This window comes from Devosia sp. MC1541, assembly GCF_012847305.1.
Lineage (GTDB): Bacteria > Pseudomonadota > Alphaproteobacteria > Rhizobiales > Devosiaceae > Devosia.
Window position 1 is genome coordinate 62,705 of record NZ_JABBDZ010000006.1, and the last position, 20,626, is coordinate 83,330.

Sequence of the window (20,626 nt, forward strand, 5' to 3'; positions counted from 1 at the left end):
CGAGCGAAACGGCCAGCGCCTATATGGACGATATACTTCCGCAATATAGACGGCGTATTCTTTCCATGACAGATCAGGCCGTCTCGGCTGAGACCGATCCGCAGAAGCTTACTGACCAGGTTACCTCGGCACCTAAGCGTCTGCAGCCCCTCAAGCGGCTTTTGCCCTTTTTGCTGCGCTATCCGCTGCGTCTTCTGCTGACGGTTCTGTTTCTGCTTACGTCTGCAGTGACGTCTCTGGCGATTCCCGCTCTTTTGGGGGGCGCAATTGACGAAGGCTTTATCGCGCAAAACCTCGATATGGTGGGGCGCTATGGCTGGCTGATCCTTGGGGTCGCGGCGATTATGGCGTTTGCCAGCGGCGCGCGCTTCTATTTTATCTCCGTTATTGGTGAGCGCGTGGTCGCCGATCTGCGCGGTGACTTATTCATCCACCTGCTCAAGCTCGAAACGCGCTATTTCGATACCAATCGTGTGGGTGAGCTCACGAGCCGCCTCAACACCGACACGTCGATTATTCGCGGCGCTATTGGCTCGAGTTTCTCGCTGGCGCTGCGTTCGATGGTGACGATTGTCGGCGCGCTGATCATGATGATCCTGACCAGCCCGGTCCTGACCGTGGCTGTCGTTGTGGCGATTCCCGCAATCGTGCTGCCGGTTTTGGCCTTCTCCAAGCGACTGCGGAAAATGAGCCGTACAACGCAGGATGCGATGGCTGAGCTTTCGGCAATGGCGACCGAAATGTTGGGCTCGAACCGCACCGTGAAGGCTTTCACGCAGGAAGGCATTCAGGACAAGATTTATCGCGCTCGCAATGCAGAGTCTTATGACGCTGAAGTGCGCCGTCTTGGGGCCCGCGCTTTCCTCGTCGGCATGGTGATTTTCCTCGGCACTGCGGCTCTTGTTGGCCTTGTGTGGTGGGGCGCGCGCTCGGTCTTTGAAGGTTCGGTATCAGCAGGCCAGCTGGCGCAATTCCTCGTTTATGCTTTGATGGCGTCGGGGGCTTTGACTAATTTCGCTGAGGTGATGGGATCGCTGCAGAACGTTGCAGGGTCGACCGAGCGGATTATTGAAATTCTCGATACTGAGCCGCAGATCATCGATCCAGTCGCGCCTAAGGCCCTGCCTGTGCCGTCGCTGGGCACTGTGGCCTTCAACAATGTGACCTTTACCTACGGTTCTGAAGAGCCGGTGATCTCCAAGCTTAGCTTTGAGGTGGGTAAGGGGCAGACTGTTGCGCTGGTGGGTCCTTCGGGCTCGGGCAAGTCGACAACGCTCTCTTTGCTGCAGCGTTTCTATGATGTGACCGGCGGCGCGATCAGCGTCGATGGCGTCGATATTCGTGATGTGAAGACGTCCGATCTGCGTCAGCGTTTCGCTTATGTCGAGCAGGAGCCGACCATTTTTGCGGGCACGATTGCGGACAATATCCGCTTCGGCAAGCCGGGGGCGAGTGATGCTGATGTCGTTGAAGCGGCTAAGGCTGCTCTGGTTGATGACTTCGTTGCCGACCTGCCGCTGGGCTATCAGACAATTGTCGGCGAACGCGGGGTGATGCTCTCGGGCGGGCAGAAGCAGCGGTTGGCGATAGCGCGCGCTATTTTGAAGGACGCACCGATTCTGCTTCTCGATGAGGCGACCTCGGCGCTGGACGCGCAAAGCGAGCGCTTCGTGCAGATGGCTCTTGAGCATCTGATGAACGGGCGCACAACCTTGGTGATCGCGCACCGCTTGGCCACTATTCGGGATGCGGATCGCATTCTGGTTATGGAAGCTGGCAAGGTTGTCGATGCGGGTACGCATGATGAGCTGGTCGCGGCCGGTGGGCGCTATGCCGATCTGGCGGCGTTGCAGTTCCGGAGCGATGACGCAGGGCTGTAAGACTTCCAGCCAAAAGCAAATGTGAGCCGTCGAGAGCAATCTCGGCGGCTTTTTTGTGCGCCGTTATGTTTGGCCTAGTGACACGCTGTGAAGGCGGCAACCAAGTCCCAAAGACGCTCGCGCGGAAGGAGAAGGAGCCACGGCGTTAGCGTTTCAGGAACGATCTGTACCGGCCCGCCGAGGGCGGCATTGGACGTGCCGAGAAGCCCGGTCGGTTCCAGCGTGAGGCCGTTGAGCGGATAAAACAGCCCATCGGAATGGGTAAAGGTGATGGGCAGCAGGGGGTGGATGGAGACGCGCTCGCCTTTCGTTGCCGTAAAGTTGAAGGCGCCCGATACGGCCAAGGCAACGTCGACCTCGTCGACCAAGAGAACATGGCGATTGCGCGCGACTTGAAGCACGGCGCTAAGGGCCGCGAGCGTGTGGTCGAGGCGGCCGCCGGTCATGCCCAGCGCCAGGGTGACGGGCGCTTGCGTGGAATACAGCGTCTTTTGGAAATCGGTGGTGATCTGCTCAGGGATGTGGATCACGCGGGTCTTTTGCTCCCAGGCCGCGCGGTCGGAAACAGAATCAAGATCACCAATAATGGCGTCGGGAATGATCCCGGCCGCGCCGATAATGTCAGCGCCGCCGTCGGCGCCAATCAATGGCACGCCGCGCTTGGCAAGATCGCGCAGAAGAGCAGGATCAGTGGTGCCGCCACCAACTATTGCGATGGGTTGATCGAAGACAAGCGGGGTGGTCGTTTCAGTCAAACCGGGGGATTGCACTCTTGGCTCACTCTCAATATGGTCCACGACGTCTCGCTGGGGTGTTCCGGTTGCTGCCGGAGCTGAGAGTTACCCATTGAACCTGAACCAGGTCATGCTGGCGGAGGAAGTTCGAGATGGCAAGGGTGCCTCTACGGACATCCTCACCATTGACACCCCTTCACACATGGCCGCAACTGATTGAAGGGATGACCAATATGGTCAAGTTCACCTCCATTGCGCTTGCGGTCCTACTTTCCGGAGTTTCCGGCACTGTGATCGCTCAAGATAAGCCCTCTTTGACCGTTTATACCTATGACGGTTTTGCCAGTGAATGGGGCCCGGGTGTGCCTCTTAAAGACGGTTTCGAGAAGACCTGCGGCTGCACCATCGATTTTGTCGCGGCCGATAGCTCGATTGGCGCGCTCCGTCGTGCGCAGCTTGAGGGGACGAGTACAGAAGCCGATATTATCCTCGGGCTTGATACAGCCATCGCCGGGGAAGCGCGGGCGACGGGCTTGTTTGCCGACCACGGTCTCGACCTGTCCGGCCTCGATACGCCAGAGCCTTGGGTCGATGCGCAATTTGCGCCGTTCGACTATTCGCACTTCGCGTTTATGTACGACACCGACAAAACCACAACGCCTCCCGCCTCGTTTGAGGAGATGATCGCACTGCCCGATGACACCAAGATTGTCATCCAGGATCCACGATCTTCGACGCCGGGCATGGGCGTTATGCTTTGGGTCAAGGCAGCTTATGGGGATCGTGCGGCTGAGATCTGGCAGGGGCTGAAGCCCAAGATTTTGACCATCACGCGGGACTGGTCGGAAGCCTATGCGCTGTTCCTCGATGGGGAAGCGGACATGGTGCTCTCCTACACCACGTCGCCCGCCTACCATATCTTTGATGAAGGTGATCACACCATCAAGGCAGCTTTGTTTGACGAAGGGCACTTCCCGCAGATCGAAGTTGCGGGCGTTTTGAAATCGTCGCCGCATCAGGACTTGGCGAAGTCGTTCCTTGCCTATCTGACCTCACCGGAGGGGCAGGCTGTGATCCCGACGACCAATTGGATGTTCCCGGTGGTGGATTTGGGTGACGCGCTCGATGCCTCCTTTAAGGACCTGCCGCAGCCAACCAAGACGCTGACGCTGCCGGAAGCCGAGGTGATCGCCAATTCGCCCGCGTGGATCGATGAGATGCTCGGGGCATTGCAATAGCGATTGTGCTTTGGACCCGCGCGGGCGCAGCGCCTGCGTGGGCTTTGGCTAAGGATTAGGTGGTGAATTCTCTTCCCTTTCGCCCTTATCGCATCGCGGGGGCAGCGCTCTTGGCGTTGGCAGTGGCGGGACTGATCGTTTCCGTTCTGCTCGCCATTGCTGCTGCTGCCGATGATGCTGGTGGCACCAGCCGTGTCGACATCTGGCATTTGGTGCGGATGACCAGCGTGCAGGCCGGTCTGACAACGGTGCTGTCGCTGACCGTCGGCGTGGCTGTGGCCTGGTCGCTCAATCGCCTGCGCTTTGTCGGGCGGAATCTCGTTGTGGCGCTTTTTGCCTCGGCCATTGTGACGCCCGGCATGGTGGTGGCCTTTGGTATTCTCTCGATTTGGGGACGGAACGGCTGGATCAACCAGACGCTTCAATCCCTTTTCGGTTTTACGATTGATAGTCCTGCCTACGGGCTTTCGGGGATTTTGCTCGCCCATGTCATTCTTGATGGCGCGTTTGCCGCTCGTATTCTGCTCGCGCGGCTCGATGCTGTGCCTGCTACACGGCTTAAAGTCGGGCAGTCCTTGGGTCTTTCGGCCTGGACGCGGTTTCGTTTGATCGACTGGCCAGCGCTCAAGGGGAGTTTGCCGGGCTTGGGGGCGATCATTTTCTTGCTCGCCTTTACCAGCTTTCCGATTGTGTTGTTGCTCGGCGGTGGACCGGCCAATCAGACGTTGGAAGTCGCGATCTATTCTGCGGTGCGACTGAATTTTGATCTGGTTGGGGCGGTATGGCTGGCGATGACGCAGATTGGTGTTTGCGCGGTGATCATCCTCCTCGCGTCGGCATTTGCCCCAGTCCCGGCAGCACTGGGACTGTCCGCGCAGCCCCGCTGGCAGGATAGTATCTGCGTTAGGGTGGTGCAGTGGGCCATACTGTTGACCGCTGCCATCGGCTTTGCATTGCCGCTGGTGTCGGTGCTTTGGGACGGTTTGGCGACTGGATTGCCGCGCGTTTTGGAACAGCCAAAGTTTTGGCAGGCGAGTGCGACCAGCCTCATTATTGGTGCGGCCTCGGCCGTGCTCACCTTGGTGTTCGCTCTGATCATTGCTTTGGGGCGTGCAGCCGTCGCCAATCCGATTTGGCGGACAATCTTGGGCGCACCAGCCTATGCTTATCTGGCTGTGCCTGCGGTGGTTCTATCGCTGGGGTTCTTCTTGATCGTGCGGACGCTGGGGATGGGTATCAATTTTGCGGCGCCCATCGTTGTCGTCGTCGCCAACAGTCTTTTGGCGCTGCCGTTTGCCATAGCGACACTAGGGCCGCCACTCGACGGCATTGTCCGCAATCGTGGGAAGCTGATCCGGTCGCTCGGAATGGGCGGGTGGAGGCAGTTTGCTGCGGTCGAATACCCCCTTTTAGGTCGGGATATCGGCTTAATGCTCGCGCTCGCCTTCTGCTTTTCGCTGGGCGACCTCGGCGTTATCGCCCTGTTTGGCACGCAGGACTTTGAAACTCTGCCCCTAATGATGTTCCGTGCCCTTGGGGCTTACCGGTCCAATGATGCCGCAGCTATCGCTGCGCTCTTGCTCATTGGGACAATCCTAGCCTTTATCGTGCTTCCGCGCGCCTTGGAAAGAATCGCTCATGCTCATCGCCACTGATCTGGTTTTTAGCTATCCCGGTCAGACCGAGCCCTATCGCTTCTCGCTCGAGGCCGAAGCGGGGGAGGTGACGGCCGTTTCGGGGGCAAGCGGGTCGGGGAAATCGACGCTGCTTGATCTCTTGTCAGGATTTCTGACCCCGGTATACGGCTCGCTCACGGTCTATGGTGAACCGCTTTTGCATCTGCCGCCCGAGACGCGCCCAATATCCCTGCTGTTGCAGGCGGATAATCTCTTTGACCACCTGAGCGCGGCGGAGAATGCTGTTCTGGGCATTCCTAAAGGCCGCGACAAGGCAGAGCGCACTCAGCTGGTGGCGCAGGCTTTGGCTGAGGTTGGCCTTGGTGGGATGGATGAGCAAATTACATCGACGCTGTCAGGCGGGCAAAAGCAGCGCGTTGCTCTCGCGCGGACTCTTCTGCGCGCTCGGCCGGTGCTTCTGCTCGATGAGCCGTTTTCGGCGCTCGACGATACAACGCGCGCGTCCGTCCGGGACCTTGTTGCTTCCTTGACCAAGAAACACGGCTGGCACACTGTTTTGGTGAGCCATCACAGCGATGATATCGCTGCGCTCGCAAGCCGCCACTATCAGATCGTTGAAAAGAAATTGGAGCGCATTTAGCGCTCCAATTTTATTCAGCCCATTCTGCCATGACGCGATCAAAGACCGCTTGCGCTTCGTCGTCTTTTTCCAGTGTCAGGATGGCATTGCGCCCTGAGCCATAGACCATGGCAAGGTCGAGCCAACGACGGTTCTGGAGGAGATCGATATTGGACTCAACGTCAGATGGTGAGGCGCTGAGGGCAAAGAGGAATGTGTTCCCCAATACGCGTGCGCCAGCGCCGACCAGAGCGGTGCCCGGAACGAGCTCACTATCCTTGAGCAGGACAGCTGCAAGGGTCGCTATATTGCCACCTGCAAAAGTGTCTGGGACGTTGAAGGTGATTTCCATCAAGTGACTCGCTGGCAGCACAGGATCTGTGTTGCGGCGGATGATCAGGTTCACAGCAAGGTTTCGGGCCGGGATGCTGGCCGTGCCGACCAGAGTAGGCATGCCAAGTTCATCAACGCTCTCGGTCCATTCCACCGATCCCGAATAGGGAACTGCACCGGATTGACCAGTGGCGGAAGCTTCAAGCAAGAGAGACTGATTGCCCGCGAGTACCGAAGGATCAACCGTTGCTGAAGGGTCGCTCGTGCCCGAAATTTGGGTGTCGAGACCGGTCAGGCGCTCTTCGATTTTTCCTTCGCCGTTGAGAGAAGGAAGCGCTGTGGGCGCAGATGGGGTGGCGGCCAGACGATCTTCGGCTGTGCCTTCGAGACTGCTCGTTGGTTCAGACGGAGCCGTTGTTGCAGTGTTCCCGGGACCGGTATTGGCACCGTCTTCGCTGACCACTGGGTCAGACACGGTGGTATCGAGGCTTGGGCCCGGAGTTGGTTCCGGGGAAGGGGTTTGAACCGCAGCAACTTCGGTGCGGCCGAACATCTGGTCGAGATTGACGTAGCCTTCGCGCCACGCCCAGAAACCAGCGCCGCCAGCGCCAACAAGCAACATGGCAAAGACAATCAAGAAAATTGTCAGGCCAGTGCCGGAGTGCGTCTCAGTACGGATGGGTACAAAATTAGGGTCGTCTTCTGTGTGGCCAATGGCGGCCTTGAGCGACGCATCCCGATCCGGCAGCGGCTCGGTGGTCTCACCACGGGCTTCACGATCCAAAGTCTCGATGGCGCGTTCGATAGCGCCTTCAGCTTCTTTGGTGTCGCCCTCAAGCTCGACTTCGCTCACGCTCGACAGAGCTGGCTCAACAGGGAGCGGCGGCTCGATGATGACCGGAACGGTCTCTGGCTGATTACCGAGCGCAGTGCTGGTCATAACCGGCGGAGCGGTGTCCTCAGCAGATTTGCGGGGGGCAAAGAAGAACGGCTTGGGCTGCGGACGCTCAATTGGCGCAATGAAGGCTGGCGCGGCCACTGGAGCGTCGGCCTTATCGGTCTGCGCATCTTGGACGACTGCAACACCAGTGGTGCTGGCCGCTTCAGCGATAATTTCTTCGATGGAAGCCACGGGCGCGGGGGCAGGGGCAAGCGGATTAGGCTCGCTCACGATAGTCGGCGCAGGCGCAGCCGGAGGCGCTTCCGGCACTGCTGAAGAAGAGGCTTCAACCGGGCGCGGTACGAATTGTGGCTCGGGTTGCGGCTCAGGCTCCGGCAGCTTTTCGGGCGCTGGTGGAGGCGTTGATTCGGTTTTTGGCGGCGTCGGCTCGGGAGCCGGCGCCACAGGGGCGGGGGCAGGAGTTGGACGTGGCGTCGGTGGGACCGGGCGAGAGAATACAGTATCGCGACCAAGGCTGATGACAGCCTCGCTCGCTTCCTGTTCCACCTGCCGAATGCAGTCTTCCAACTGCAGTCGGTGCTGGGTGATTTCCCTTGCTGGCAATGGGGGCTCGATGGCCCGTAGCTGAGCTACGAGCGCTGAACGTGCCTTCTCATAGACTGCGCGTCGCGCAGCCCCATTGTTCTCCGGAAGCGCCGAGATAGCTCGACGGAGCAGCTCCTTGTAATCCGCCATAGGTTACTTGGTACTCACTATTGCTGCGAAGACTTGTAGCAAAAAAACTTAGTCTTGGAATGGGTCTACTACAAGGATCGTATCGGCACGTTCGGGGCTGGTCGACAACAAAGCGACCGGTGCACCAATGAGCTCTTCGATGTAGCGAACATACTTGACGGCCTGCGCTGGCAATTCTGCCCAGCTGCGCGCACCTGCAGTCGTGTCAGTCCAACCTTCGAGGGTCTCGTAGATCGGCTTAACGCGCGCTTGTGCTCCCATTGAGGCAGGCAAGTAATCAATGCGTTCGCCGTCGAGTTCGTAGCCGACGCAAACCTTGATTTCCTTGAGGCCATCAAGAACGTCGAGCTTGGTCAGGGCAATACCGGTGATGCCGGACGTCTTGACGGTCTGGCGTACGAGAACCGCATCGAACCAACCGCAACGACGTGGACGGCCGGTGTTGACGCCGACTTCGCGACCAACGGTGGCCAGGTGATGGCCGACGTCGTCGTTGAGTTCGCAGGGGAATGGACCTTCACCCACGCGGGTGGTGTAGGCCTTGGTAATGCCAAGCACGTAGTCGATAGCGGTTGGGCCAAGGCCCGAACCGGCAGCAGCCTGACCAGCAACAGTGTTCGACGAGGTCACGAACGGATAGGTGCCGTGGTCATTGTCGAGCAGAGCGCCTTGTGCACCTTCAAAAAGGATGCGTGCGCCAGCGCGACGCTTCGTGTCGAGGATTTCCCAGACGCGATCCATGAACGGCAGGATCTCTGCGGCGACCGAGGTCAATTCTTCGTAGATTGCATCAGCACTGATTTCGGTGAGGCCGAGACCGCGACGCAGAACGTTGTGGTGACCGAGCAGACGCTCGATCTTTGGCATGAGAGTTTCTGGCTCGCTCAGATCGATGAGGCGGATCGCGCGGCGGCCGACCTTGTCTTCATAAGCAGGGCCGATACCACGGCGGGTCGTGCCGATCTTGAGACCGGAATTGGCGTCTTCACGGATGCCGTCGAGTTCACGATGGACCGAAAGGATCAGCGGAGCATTGTCCGCGATACGCAGGATTTCGGGGGTGATTTTAACGCCCTGGGCACGCAGCTTGCTCATTTCCTGAACAAAGTGGTGAGGGTCGACGACGACGCCGTTGCCGATAACCGAAAGCTTGCCCTGCACGAGGCCAGACGGCAGCAGAGCCAGCTTATAGCTGACGCCGTCGATGACCAGCGTGTGGCCGGCGTTGTGACCACCGTGGAAGCGCACGACAACGTCGGCGCGGTCCGCTAGCCAGTCCACAATCTTGCCCTTGCCCTCGTCGCCCCACTGAGAGCCGACGACAACCACATTCGCCATAATCAGTCTTCCTCTAGAATGCGCGTCCGGGTGTCGGACACGTCAAAAACCCGACGCTGCTGTGTCGAGCTACCAGATCAGGACTTACCCATCCGCGCGATATTGTCAGTTCATATACCGACGGATAACTCTAAGTCGGAATGTCCTTACATCACATGGCGTCAATGACAAAGCCGCAAGAACACCAAAACAGCGCCTTATCGTCCCAGATTCTCAATCAGCCCTATCTTCTGCTTGTATTGGCTCCTCTTTTTTGGGGCGGAAACGTCGTCGCAGCCAAATTGGTAGCCGATGAAATCGACCCATTTTTGCTGCTGGCGAGTCGGTGTGTTTTGGCGACCTTGTTCATTCTGCCGTTTGCATGGACGGCGTTGAAACGAGATTGGTCGGTTGTGCGGAAGTATTGGCCTGTGCTCATGGCCTTTGGCGCTGTGGGCTACGCGCTCTTTAACGTGCTGCTGTATTTGGGTCTTCAAACCACGACAGGGGTGAATGCCGCGATTGTCCAGGCAGCGCTGCCAATGCTCATTCTGGCGGCAAATTTCTTCGTGTTCCGGGTGCGTGTCCGGCCCCTACAGGTATTGGGTGTGGTTCTCGCCATTCTCGGCGTCGTCTATACGGCCACACATGGCGACATTAGTCGTTTGCTGACGTTGAACGTGAACCCCGGTGACGGCTTTGTGATCCTCGCTTGCCTCGCCTACACCGCCTACACCCTCGCGCTAAAATATCGGCCGAAGATGGACATCATGAGCTTTATGGCTGTGACGTTTACGGGAGCGGCGATCACCGGAGTGGTGATGTTGGCGCTTTTCGGGGGAGGTCTCGGGCAGGTCGCCAAGCTTGCCGATATGTCTGGCGCCGTGTGGCTGGTGATCGCTTACGTGGCGATTTTCCCGTCGATGTTCTCACAGGTCGCCTATGCCCGTGGGGTGGAACTGGTCGGGGCAAACCGCGCGGCGCCAAGCCACAATCTCATTCCAGTTTTTGGGGCTTTGGGTTCGCTGCTTCTCTTGGGTGAGGCGCTACAGCTTTACCACGTCATTGCTGCGCTCATTATTGTCGGCGGGATTATCCTCGCTGAAGTCGCTGCGCGCAAAACCAGAGCCTAAACAAAAACGGCGCTCCGAAGAGCGCCGTTTCGTTGTCGTCGAATGTGGCTTGATTAGAAGCGAAGGGCCTTGGCCTGCTTGACGCCTTCCAAAGCGGCGATCTGAGCGAGCTGTTCTTCGGTCAGTGTGCCGTCGATGGAGACCAGAGCAATCGCGTCGCCGCCAATGTCGGCACGGCCGAGATTGAAGTTGGCGATGTTGATGCCCAGCGTGCCGAGGAGCGTGCCCAGACGACCGATGTGGCCTGGCTTGTCTTCGTTGGTGACATAGAGCATCGAGTCGGAAAGCTCGGCTTCCATGTTGATGTTCTTGACCTGAATGACGCGTGGCTTGCCGTTGGCGAAGATGGTGCCGGCGATGGCGCGTTCCTGCTCAGCGGTGATCACTGTCAGGCGGATGTAGCCTTCATAAGAACCCTGCTGGTCGCGGTTGGTGGTTTCCACCACGATCGCGCGATCCTTAGCAATTTGCGGAGCCGAGACCATGTTGATGTCGCCAAGCGATGGCTTGAGAACGCCGTTGATGGCGGCGGCGATCATTGGCTTGGTATTGAGCTGAGCGACGGAGCCTTCGAACTCAATACGGATGCCCTTGATGGCGGTTTCGGTCAGCTGACCAGCAAAGCCGCCCAGAGTTTCAGCAAGCTTGACCCATGGGGTCAGGCGCGGTGCTTCTTCTGCCGAGATCGATGGGAAGTTCAGCGCATTGGTGATTTCGCCGGTCATCAGGTAAGCCGAAATCTGTTCAGCAACCTGAAGGGCGACGTTTTCCTGAGCTTCGGTGGTCGACGCGCCAAGGTGTGGCGTGCAGATGACGTTTGGAAGTTCGAACAGCGGGTTGTTTTCGGCTGGTTCTTCGAGGAACACGTCGAGAGCGGCACCAGCAACGTGGCCGGACTTGAGAGCGTCGTAAAGGGCCGCTTCGTCGATGAGACCGCCGCGCGCGCAGTTGATGATGCGAACACCCTTCTTGGTCTTCGCGATGGTTTCCGCATTGAGGATATTGCGGGTCGCGTCGATCAGCGGGGTGTGCAGGGTGATGAAATCGGCACGAGCGAGGAGGTCTTCAAGCTCAACCTTTTCAACGCCCATGGTCTGTGCGCGTTCTGGGGTCAGGAATGGGTCGAAAGCAACGACCTTCATCTTGAGACCCTGTGCGCGGTCGGCCACGATCGAGCCGATGTTGCCCGCGCCAATGAGGCCGAGGGTCTTGTTGGTGACTTCAACACCCATGAAGCGGTTCTTTTCCCACTTCGACGCGCGGGTCGATGCGTCCGCTTCTGGAAGCTGGCGGGCCAGAGCCATCATCATAGCAATGGCGTGTTCTGCCGTGGTGATCGAGTTGCCGAAGGGGGTGTTCATCACAATGATGCCCTTCTTGGTCGCAGCCGGAATGTCGACGTTGTCGACACCGATACCGGCGCGGCCAACAACCTTCAAATTGGTTGCTGCAGCGATGATCTTTTCGGTGACCTTGGTGGCCGAACGGATGGCAAGGCCATCGTAGTTGCCGATGACTTCAAGGAGCTTTTCCTTGTCCTTGCCGAGGTCTGGCAGGTAGTCAACTTCAACACCGTTGTCCTTAAAGATCTGGACGGCGGTTGGGCTCAGCTTATCGGAAACGAGAACTTTTGGCATTTGGGGAACGTCCCTGAATTTGGTGTGCTTGCGGTGAACCACCCCCACCTAACCTCCCCCGAGAGCGGGGGAGGGATGGCTCCGAGTTTGGCAAATGTGTTGGTGCCAACTCGATCAGCCCCTCCCCCGCGGGCGGGGGAGGAAAGGGAGGGGGAAGCGAGAACTTAAGCGGCGGCCTTGAGGGCGGCCTTTTCTTCAGCGAAGGCCCAATCGAGCCATGGAGTCAGAGCTTCAAGATCGGAAGCTTCAATGGTCGAACCTGCCCAGATGCGCAGGCCAGCCGGAGCGTCCTTATAGGAACCGAAGTCGTAAGCGACATTGAGCTTATCGAGGCGGGCAACGATGGCCTTTGCAAAGGCTGCCTGAGCGTCGGCGTCGAGCGCTGCGATTTCTGGATCAACGATCGAGAGGCACACTGAAGTGTTCGAGCGCTGGTCTTCGTTCTTGGCGAGGAAGTCGACCCAATCGGTCTTGGCAACCCAATCGGCCAGAACCTTGTAGTTCGCATTGGCGCGGGCCTGCATGGCCGGAAGACCACCGATCTCAAGGCCCCACTGCATCGCATCAATCGCGTCTTCGATGCAAAGCATGGAGACGGTGTTGATGGTTTCGGCCTTGAAGATACCTTCGATCAGCTTGCCGCCCTTGGTCATGCGGAAAATCTTCGGCAGAGGACGGTTTGGCTTGTAGGATTCGAGGCGTTCGACAGCGCGTGGCGACAGGATCAGAATGCCGTGGGCTGCTTCACCGCCGAGGGCCTTCTGCCAGGAGAAGGTGACAACGTCGAGTTTGGCGAAATCGAGGTTCTGGGCAAATGCGGCAGATGTGGCGTCGCAAATGGTCAGGCCTTCGCGGTCCGCTGGGATCCAGTCTGCGTTTGGTACGCGAACGCCCGCCGTGGTGCCGTTCCAGGTGAAGACAACGTCACGGGTGAAGTCGACCTGGGTGAGGTCTGGCAGTTCACCATATGGAGCTTCGAGCGTGCGGACGTCTTCAAGCTTGAGCTGCTTGGTCACGTCGGTGACCCAACCAGCGCCGAAGGATTCCCAAGCGAGCATGTCAACGCCGCGAGCGCCCAGAGCGCTCCAGAGGAACATTTCGACCGCGCCGGTGTCGGACGCAGGAACAATACCGATACGGTAGTCAGCCGGAACCTGAAGCAGTTCACGGGTCAGGTCGATGGATTGCTGGATGCGAGCCTTAGCGATCTTTGCGCGGTGCGAACGACCGGTCAGCGCGCCTTCAAGGGCAGCGATGGTCCAACCTGGACGCTTCGAGCACGGGCCCGACGAAAAATTTGGGTTTGCCGGTTTTACTGCCGGTGCAGTCAGGGGCGAATTAGCCATCTTCTAGCGGCCCTCCCAGGCCTATGGTCTCGCGTTAGGGCGAGATGTCCTGAGGCCGCCAATACGCCTTGCATGGCAGAGTCGTCAAACAGAATTTTAGAGGCGCGTCGATTTCCTAGCGAATGTGGCTGGACTGAGCAGTTCTGGCTTAAGCGCTTGGACTACCGTCCAATTGCACGATGTTGGGTGCTGGGGAGCCCGCAATGGTGTCGGCAACATAAGCCCCACGTGAACCCAGAGGGCGCGCGGGGCCCAGGGTCGAGTCTCGGCCGGTTTGTAACTCAATGGATGCGTTCAAGACTGCGCCGACAATGACGATGGTGCTCGAGAGCCAAATCCACGTCATGAGGCCGATGACGGCGCCCAGTGAGCCGGAAGCTGCGTTGTGCTGCGGGAAATTGGTAACGTACCAAGAAAACCCGACCGAGGTCGCGGCGAGAAGGATCAGCGATATGAGCACGCCCGGCATGATCCAGCGCCACTTCGCCTGACGGCGACTTGGGCCCCAGCGATAGAAGGCTGACACCATAAAGGCGAGCGTGGCGAGCATGACAGCATAACTGCCGAGCCGTACGGCCCAATCGAGACCGAATGCTGGAGAAAATTGCAGCACCGCAGGCATGACGAGAACAACGGTGAGCACGACGACGGTGACGATTGCGCCAGCGAAGGTGAAAAACAGCCCCAGCGCGTTGACCGCTATGAAGGAGCGCCGTTCTTTCTCTTTGTAGGCCACGTTCATCGCTTCAAAGAGGGCTTTTACCCCCGCGCTGGCGCTCCACAGGGCGATGACGAGCGAGAGTAAAAACGTCCAACCTAGGCTGTCATTTGATGCGGAAATGAGGCGTGTGAGTTGATCGTTCAAAAGGTCCAGCGCGCTTGGAGGCATGAAGCCGGACAGCAACTGGATGTGATTGAGAACGCTGTTGCTGTCGTTAAACAGGCCATAAAGCGTGACCACGGCCGAGAGTGTGGGAACGAGCGAAAGCAGCACGAAGAAGGTTACGCCTGCTGCGGTGAGCAAGATGCGGTTCTCGAGAAAGTCGCTGACGACACGGAAAATAATCTCTTTCCAGCCCGACAATGGAATGTGCCAAGGCGCGTTGGCATGACGGCCCAGTGCTGCCCCTGATGTTGTTTCCGCAGCGTCCATTAAGTGCCCCACCAGTCAGCTGTGTCGTGTTGGGGTCAATGTGGAACGCTGGTCGCTGGTTCCGTGCGGTGGGCGGGAGCTTGGATGACAGTTAATCGACAAAACCACACCTCTTGGCGTGCTAGCGCTTGCCTGCCCGGCGGGTGGGTGACAAAAGAATGGTCACTGCCCCAATAGAGGTGCTCCATGATCAAGCAAGCCTTTGCCCAAGTCGTTGCCGTTATCGGCGCAACCGCGATTTCGCTGCGTCACCGTAACGACAATCTGACCACACGTTCGTTCGGCCTCAATCCCGCTATCCCAACCGCAAAGGCGCAGGGCACTGTGCCGACGCTCAAAATGCCGACCGGCAAAGGCTGGATTGGGGACCATAAGCCGACTGCAGCTGCTGGGCTGAAGGTCAATGCGTTTGCAACTGGTCTTGATCACCCGCGCAACATGCTGGTGCTGCCCAATGGCGACGTTCTGGTCGCAGAATCCATGGGTGAGGCTGGTAAGCCGTCCAACATTTTTGACTGGGCAATGCATGTAACCATGGAGCGCGCTAAGGCCTCTGGTTCAAGCGCCAACCGTGTGACGCTGTTGCGTGATGCTGATGGCGACGGCGTTGCTGAAGAGCGCCATGTGCTCGTTGACAATGTCCGCCAGCCCTATGGCTTGGTTTATCTCGATGGCACGCTGTACGTTGGTGCCAGTGACAAGGTTTTGGCCTTCCCCTATGAGCTTGGACAGACCAAGATAACTGGTGCTGGCCAGGTTTTGATGACGATGAAGGCGGGCGGTCACTGGACCCGCAATCTCATCGCCAGCGCTGATGGCAAGAAGCTCTATGTCGCTGTCGGTTCGCTCAGCAATATTGCCGACGCCGGCATGGAAGTTGAAGAAGACCGCGCGGCGATCCACGAGCTGGATCTTGTCACAGGTCAATCCCGTATTTTTGGTGCCGGTCTGCGCAATCCAGTTGGCATGGCTTGGGAGCCGCAGACCAATCAGCTTTGGACTGTGGTCAACGAACGTGACGGTCTGGGCGATGAAACGCCACCGGACTATCTGACCTCGGTGGTTGATGGCGGCTTTTACGGCTGGCCCTATTGCTATTGGGATCGCGTGGTCGATGAGCGCGTGCCGCAGAATGCAGATCTCGTGGCGCGTGCACTGCAGCCTGATTATGCCCTCGGTGGGCATACGGCGTCGCTGGGTCTGTGCTGGTTGCCGGAAGGCACCTTGCCTGGGTATACGCAGGGTATGGCTATCGGCCAGCATGGTTCGTGGAACCGATCCAAGTTGTCTGGCTATAAGCTGACTTTTGTTGCTTTTGAAAACGGTAAGCCTGTCGGCATGCCGCGCGATATTCTCACCGATTTCCTGTCGGCTGATGAGAAGTACACGTATGGCCGTCCGGTGGGCGTGGCATTGGCTGCTGATGGCGCGGTGCTGATGGCGGATGACGTTGGTGACGTGATCTGGCGCGTAACAGGCGCCTAAGCGTTACAGCTGCTCATATGAAAGGACCGGTGCTGCGAGGCGCCGGTCTTTTTTATTTCCGATGCGGTGTGGCAGCCGCGATCGGATTATTTTTTAGTTGAAACGATAACGAACAGTTCCGCGAACCTCATGGGTCCAGCTGTCGTCTATGCGATAGGGATTGGTCGTCGCTGTGTTTTCAATGCGGTTGATGTAGACCGCGCGGTAACCAACGTCTGCGACCACCTGGCCGAAGTCATAGCCAAGGCCGACCATGCCTGCTGCGGCAAAGCTGGTGTTGCCACCCCAGGCGTCGGGGAGACCTGGACCTTCGGTGATCAGGCGGTTGATCGCCACACCGGCACCGGCACCAACATAACCGAACGTGCCGCCAGCCGCGCCAAAGCCATCGCCGAAGCCAAAGTCGTAATAGGCGTTGGCAAGCAGAAGCGTCGAACGCAGCTTCAGCTTGTGGTCGCCCGCGGCAAGGGTTGCATGACCCGCTGGGACAGTGATGCCCAAGCCGTCGTTATGCAGGTAATCGGCCGTGACGTCCATGCGTAGGCCTCTGCCGGTTTCGTAACCCACACCGGCGCCTGCCGAGAAACCAAACCCGGTTTTGTTCGTTTCATAGCGACTGTTAGGCAGGGTGTAGTGATCGGCATTGCGCGCCCAAAGGAAATTGCCGGCTAAGCTGCCGCGCAAATACATCGAGCCAGCATAGCCGTAGTCAACATCCGGGATGTCGATGCCCGCGCTTGGGGGCGGAATAAAAATATCGGCGGCATTGGCTGGTGCCGCCATGCCAAAGGCAGCTGCTGAGAGCAGCGCAGCGGTTAGGGTACGCATCATAAGTTCCTCGGTTGCCACGAGACCAGTTGTCTCCTGCAATATGCGCAGAACTCATTAAAGCGCTCTTAACCTAACCGCTTAACTATGCAAAATTATAAAGTGCTGGGGCTCAACAAAAATACAAATACTTTCTAAGCCACTCTTAAATGCTTTAGGCGACTTGTTTGATTGCTGTCTCAATTTGGCTGACGACGGTTTCGACGAGTGAGGCGTCATCGGCTTCGCCCATAACGCGAATGACCGGTTCTGTGCCGGAGGCGCGAACGATCACTCGGCCACCTTCACCCAACGTCGCCTGACCATCTGCAATGGCCTGAATTACCTGCTTGTTTTCGAGCGGCTTGCCGGACTTGAATTTGACGCTGCGCAAGAGCTGCGGGACTTTTTCAAAGCGTGCGCAGATCGAGGAAATGCTGCCACCTTCTTCCTTGAGGACCGCCAACAGCTGGAGCGCGGCAACGAGGCCATCACCCGTCGTGGTGAAATCGGACAGGATGATATGCCCGGACTGTTCGCCACCGACGTTGTAGCCCTTGGAGCGCATGGTCTCGAGAACGTACCGATCGCCCACCTGAGTGCGTTCAAGCTTGAGGCCGAGCTTGGCTAGGTGGCGTTCTAGGCCAAGGTTGGACATGATGGTGGCCACAATGCCGCCGCCGACAAGCATATCGCGCTTTGCCCAGCTTTCAGCGATGACGGCCATGAACTGATCGCCATCGACGACGCGGCCCTTCTCGTCAATGATGATCACGCGATCGGCGTCGCCGTCGAGAGCGATGCCGATGTCAGCGCGGACTTCTTTGACCTTGGCGGCAACAGCGTCTGGCGCGGTCGAGCCCACCTTGTGATTGATGTTAAAACCATCGGGTTCGGCACCGATGGTGAAAACTTCTGCACCCAGCTCCCAAAGGGCGACCGGGGCGACCTTGTAGGCAGCGCCATTGGCGCAGTCGACGACGATCCGCAGACCTGACAGATCCATGCTGCGGGGCAGGGTACGCTTTGCGTATTCGATGTAGCGCGTGCGCGCTTCTTCGTCACGATGCGCGCGGCCGATGTCACGCCCCTTGGCGAGGTGACGGGACATGTCGCTGTCGATCAATGCTTCGATTTCTTTTTCAAGCTCGTCGGAGAGCTTGTAGCCGTCGGGGCGGAAAAGCTTGATGCCGTTGTCGTCATAGGGGTTGTGTGAGGCCGAGATCATCACGCCCAAGTCGGCGCGCAGGGATCGGGTCAGCATGGCAACAGCAGGTGTGGGCATTGGGCCCAGCAAATAGACGTCCATGCCGACAGCCGTAAAGCCCGCGGTCAGAGCCTGTTCGATCATATAGCCGGAGCGGCGCGTGTCTTTGCCGATAACGACGCGATTGCGGTGATCGCCGCGCACGAACTTGGTGCCCGCGGCCATGCCGACTTTGAGCGCGAGTTCAGGAGTGAGCTTGTCGCCATTGGCTAAACCGCGGATGCCGTCGGTACCAAAATATTTGCGCGCCATGTTTCGCTCCCGATTCACTGGTGTTGTTTTTAGAATACCACTTGGAGTGGAATAGCCGAGACGGCCACAAAGAGAAAGGGCCACCCTTAGGTGACCCTTTTAAGGCGTAGAGATTAAGCGTTAGCTTTCAGGCTGCGGTTCCATGCCTGGTTCTTCGCCGCCGTCATTGTGCTTTTTTGCACCCTTGCCAGCTGCGGGGACGCCGGAAGCCTTTGGAGCCGATGGGCCATCATCTGGACGGACGGGCTGCTTGCCATCCATGAGGGCACGGAGTTCGTCGCCGGTGAGGGTTTCGAATTCCAGAAGGGCCTGTGCAATCGCTTCCCACTGGTCGTGGTAGGTCGTGAGAATGTCACGAGCAGACGCTTCACCGTCTTCGATGAGCTTGCGTACTTCCTGATCGATCAACTTGGCGGTTTCGTCCGACATATTGGTCGACTGGGTGACCGAGTGACCGAGGAAGACTTCCTGATCATTGGACTTGTAGCGCACACGGCCGAGGCGTTCGCTCATGCCCCATTCCATAACCATGGAACGCGCTAGGCTTGTTGCCATCTGAATATCGCCAGATGCACCCGATGTAACCTTTTCAGGACCGAACTTGATGATTTCCGCTTCACGCCCACCGAACAGCATGGTCAGACGCGCAAGCGCCTTTTCACGGCTGAAGGAATAGGTGTCGTTTTCCGGAAGGGTCATCACCATCCCCAGCGCGCGACCGCGTGGGATGATGGTCGCCTTGTGGATCGGATCGATGCCAGCAACCTTGAGAGCGATGATGGCGTGGCCAGCTTCGTGATAGGCGGTCAGCTTCTTTTCGTCGTCGGTCATGGCCATGGTGCGGCGCTCTGCACCCATCATGATCTTGTCCTTAGCGTCTTCGAATTCTTGATGGGTGACGAAGCGCTTGTTCTTACGAGCGGCCATAAGGGCAGCTTCGTTGACGAGGTTCATCAGATCCGCACCCGAGAAGCCCGGAGTACCGCGTGCGAGCACCTTGAGGTCGACGTCTGGAGCCAGTGGCACCTTGCGGACGTGAACCTTGAGGACCTTTTCACGGCCCGAAACGTCTGGGTTTGGTACAACGACCTGACGGTCAAAGCGGCCTGGACGCAGAAGTGCAGGATCGAGAACGTCCGGACGGTTGGTCGCTGCGATCAGGATGATGCCTTCATTGGCTTCAAAGCCGTCCATCTCGACGAGGAGCTGGTTGAGGGTCTGTTCGCGTTCATCGTTACCGCCGCCAAGACCAGCGCCACGCTGGCGACCGACGGCGTCGATTTCGTCGATGAAGATAATGCACGGCGCATTCTTCTTGGCCTGCTCGAACATGTCGCGAACGCGCGATGCGCCCACGCCGACGAACATTTCAACGAAGTCAGAGCCGGAAATGGTGAAGAACGGCACATTGGCTTCACCTGCCACAGAACGGGCGAGCAGTGTCTTACCGGTACCAGGTGGGCCGACAAGCAGTACGCCGCGCGGAATTCGACCGCCCAGACGCTGGAACTTGCCTGGATCGCGCAGGAATTCGACGATTTCTTCGAGGTCCTGCTTGGCTTCATCAACGCCAGCGACGTCTTCGAAGGTGATCTTGCCCTGGGTTTCGGTCAAGAGCTTGGCGCGCGACTTACCAAAGCCCATCGCGCCGCCACGACCGCCGCCCTGCATCTGGCGAATAAAGAAGAACCACACGCCAATGATGACGATGAACGGCAGCCAGCTGGACAGGAGGATGGACCAGAATGGGCTCGATTCAGGGGCGCGAGCAGTGATGCCGACATTGCGTTCTTCGAGGCGCGTCACGAGGTCTGCGCCCTGAGGAATGATCGTCTCAAAGCGCGTGCCATCATTCAAAACGCCGGAAACGACGTTATTTGTGATGGTCACATTGGTGACACGGCCCGCATCAACATCCGAGACGAACTGGCTGTAGCTCTTTTCGCCGACGTTCGAAGTCCGCGATGTCGATTGAAAGACCTGAAATAGGCCCATCAACATGAAGAGTACGACCAGCCAGATGGCAAAGTTGCGGAAATTTCCGTTCATTAATCCTGTCCCGGAGAGGCCGACGCGGAGAGCGCCGGGTATTGGGCAAATGTAAGTCCCCGCGTGGGGTGTTACAAGGGTGATGCCTGTTCCGTTCTGGACG

15 protein-coding genes and 1 riboswitch are annotated in these 20,626 nt (G+C 58.3%); of the genes, 6 read left to right on the forward strand and 9 right to left on the reverse strand.

What is annotated here, in order from left to right:
• Positions 1-65: 65 nt before the first annotated feature.
• On the forward strand, positions 66-1,880 hold the full coding sequence (locus HKD40_RS08605; RefSeq protein WP_169195333.1) for an ABC transporter transmembrane domain-containing protein: 1,815 nt from the start codon (positions 66-68) through the stop codon (positions 1,878-1,880).
• 74 nt (positions 1,881-1,954) lie between these two features.
• On the opposite strand, the gene HKD40_RS08610 is transcribed toward HKD40_RS08605, so the two are convergent.
• A complete protein-coding gene (locus tag HKD40_RS08610) occupies positions 1,955-2,635 on the reverse strand; it encodes a thiamine diphosphokinase (RefSeq protein WP_169195334.1) in 681 nt (226 codons plus the stop codon).
• A 42-nt stretch (positions 2,636-2,677) separates the two neighbouring features.
• Positions 2,678-2,778, forward strand: a riboswitch (TPP riboswitch).
• 69 nt (positions 2,779-2,847) lie between these two features.
• Between HKD40_RS08610 and thiB the strand changes: the two genes are divergently transcribed.
• From thiB to HKD40_RS08625, 3 genes are all read left to right on the forward strand, one after another.
• Complete coding sequence (gene thiB, locus HKD40_RS08615) at positions 2,848-3,852, forward strand: thiamine ABC transporter substrate binding subunit (protein ID WP_169195335.1); 1,005 nt, start codon at positions 2,848-2,850, stop codon at positions 3,850-3,852.
• Between the two features lie 62 nt (positions 3,853-3,914).
• On the forward strand, positions 3,915-5,507 hold the full coding sequence (locus HKD40_RS08620; RefSeq protein ID WP_169195336.1) for a hypothetical protein: 1,593 nt from the start codon (positions 3,915-3,917) through the stop codon (positions 5,505-5,507).
• Positions 5,491-6,129 (forward strand): ATP-binding cassette domain-containing protein, encoded by a 639-nt coding sequence (locus tag HKD40_RS08625; protein WP_169195337.1) that lies wholly within the window; start codon positions 5,491-5,493, stop codon positions 6,127-6,129. The genes HKD40_RS08620 and HKD40_RS08625 overlap by 17 nt, the downstream gene beginning before the upstream one ends.
• Before the next feature lie 10 nt (positions 6,130-6,139).
• Here the strand turns inward: HKD40_RS08625 and HKD40_RS08630 are convergent, their stop codons facing one another.
• A complete protein-coding gene (locus HKD40_RS08630) occupies positions 6,140-7,945 on the reverse strand; it encodes a hypothetical protein (protein ID WP_169195338.1) in 1,806 nt (601 codons plus the stop codon).
• A gap of 180 nt (positions 7,946-8,125) precedes the next feature.
• Positions 8,126-9,415: an adenylosuccinate synthase gene (locus HKD40_RS08635; RefSeq protein ID WP_169195339.1), complete on the reverse strand. Its 1,290-nt coding sequence runs from the start codon at positions 9,413-9,415 to the stop codon at positions 8,126-8,128.
• 164 nt (positions 9,416-9,579) lie between these two features.
• Between HKD40_RS08635 and HKD40_RS08640 the strand changes: the two genes are divergently transcribed.
• Positions 9,580-10,527, forward strand: a complete 948-nt coding sequence (locus tag HKD40_RS08640; protein WP_169195340.1) for a DMT family transporter — start codon at positions 9,580-9,582, stop codon at positions 10,525-10,527.
• Between the two features lie 53 nt (positions 10,528-10,580).
• Here HKD40_RS08640 and serA read toward each other — a convergent pair whose 3' ends face one another.
• The 3 genes from serA to HKD40_RS08655 form a co-directional block, all read right to left on the reverse strand.
• Positions 10,581-12,164, reverse strand: coding sequence for a phosphoglycerate dehydrogenase (serA, locus tag HKD40_RS08645; RefSeq protein WP_169195341.1), 1,584 nt, complete (start codon positions 12,162-12,164; stop codon positions 10,581-10,583).
• 164 nt (positions 12,165-12,328) lie between these two features.
• Positions 12,329-13,510 (reverse strand): phosphoserine transaminase, encoded by a 1,182-nt coding sequence (locus tag HKD40_RS08650; protein WP_169195342.1) that lies wholly within the window; start codon positions 13,508-13,510, stop codon positions 12,329-12,331.
• A gap of 148 nt (positions 13,511-13,658) precedes the next feature.
• A complete protein-coding gene (locus HKD40_RS08655) occupies positions 13,659-14,663 on the reverse strand; it encodes a YihY/virulence factor BrkB family protein (RefSeq protein WP_169195343.1) in 1,005 nt (334 codons plus the stop codon).
• Positions 14,664-14,849: 186 nt separating this feature from the next.
• Between HKD40_RS08655 and HKD40_RS08660 the strand changes: the two genes are divergently transcribed.
• Positions 14,850-16,148 carry a sorbosone dehydrogenase family protein gene (locus tag HKD40_RS08660; protein WP_169195344.1) on the forward strand — a complete coding sequence of 433 codons (1,299 nt, stop codon included), beginning with the start codon at positions 14,850-14,852 and terminating at the stop codon, positions 16,146-16,148.
• Positions 16,149-16,241: 93 nt separating this feature from the next.
• On the opposite strand, the gene HKD40_RS08665 is transcribed toward HKD40_RS08660, so the two are convergent.
• The 3 genes from HKD40_RS08665 to ftsH all read right to left on the reverse strand — a co-directional run bounded on the left by HKD40_RS08665 (position 16,242) and on the right by ftsH (position 20,523).
• Positions 16,242-16,979 carry an outer membrane beta-barrel protein gene (locus HKD40_RS08665; RefSeq protein ID WP_169195345.1) on the reverse strand — a complete coding sequence of 246 codons (738 nt, stop codon included), beginning with the start codon at positions 16,977-16,979 and terminating at the stop codon, positions 16,242-16,244.
• A 151-nt stretch (positions 16,980-17,130) separates the two neighbouring features.
• The gene (gene glmM / locus HKD40_RS08670; RefSeq protein WP_169195346.1) at positions 17,131-18,474 is read right to left on the reverse strand and encodes a phosphoglucosamine mutase; all 1,344 of its coding nucleotides are present in this window, start codon (positions 18,472-18,474) and stop codon (positions 17,131-17,133) included.
• A gap of 120 nt (positions 18,475-18,594) precedes the next feature.
• A complete protein-coding gene (gene ftsH / locus HKD40_RS08675; RefSeq protein ID WP_169195347.1) occupies positions 18,595-20,523 on the reverse strand; it encodes an ATP-dependent zinc metalloprotease FtsH in 1,929 nt (642 codons plus the stop codon).
• Positions 20,524-20,626 lie beyond the last annotated feature (103 nt).

What these genes read in the sequence shown, in the direction of transcription:
- HKD40_RS08655 (WP_169195343.1), bottom strand. Translation starts at nt 14,663, where the DNA reads ATGGACGCTGCGGAAACAACATCAGGGGCAGCACTGGGCCGTCATGCC.
- glmM (WP_169195346.1), bottom strand. Translation starts at nt 18,474, where the DNA reads ATGGCGCGCAAATATTTTGGTACCGACGGCATCCGCGGTTTAGCCAAT.
- ftsH (WP_169195347.1), bottom strand. Translation starts at nt 20,523, where the DNA reads ATGAACGGAAATTTCCGCAACTTTGCCATCTGGCTGGTCGTACTCTTC.
- HKD40_RS08660 (WP_169195344.1), top strand. Translation starts at nt 14,850, where the DNA reads ATGATCAAGCAAGCCTTTGCCCAAGTCGTTGCCGTTATCGGCGCAACC.
- HKD40_RS08605 (WP_169195333.1), top strand. Translation starts at nt 66, where the DNA reads ATGACAGATCAGGCCGTCTCGGCTGAGACCGATCCGCAGAAGCTTACT.
- thiB (WP_169195335.1), top strand. Translation starts at nt 2,848, where the DNA reads ATGGTCAAGTTCACCTCCATTGCGCTTGCGGTCCTACTTTCCGGAGTT.
- HKD40_RS08650 (WP_169195342.1), bottom strand. Translation starts at nt 13,510, where the DNA reads ATGGCTAATTCGCCCCTGACTGCACCGGCAGTAAAACCGGCAAACCCA.
- HKD40_RS08625 (WP_169195337.1), top strand. Translation starts at nt 5,491, where the DNA reads ATGCTCATCGCCACTGATCTGGTTTTTAGCTATCCCGGTCAGACCGAG.
- HKD40_RS08640 (WP_169195340.1), top strand. Translation starts at nt 9,580, where the DNA reads ATGACAAAGCCGCAAGAACACCAAAACAGCGCCTTATCGTCCCAGATT.
- HKD40_RS08635 (WP_169195339.1), bottom strand. Translation starts at nt 9,415, where the DNA reads ATGGCGAATGTGGTTGTCGTCGGCTCTCAGTGGGGCGACGAGGGCAAG.
- HKD40_RS08665 (WP_169195345.1), bottom strand. Translation starts at nt 16,979, where the DNA reads ATGATGCGTACCCTAACCGCTGCGCTGCTCTCAGCAGCTGCCTTTGGC.
- serA (WP_169195341.1), bottom strand. Translation starts at nt 12,164, where the DNA reads ATGCCAAAAGTTCTCGTTTCCGATAAGCTGAGCCCAACCGCCGTCCAG.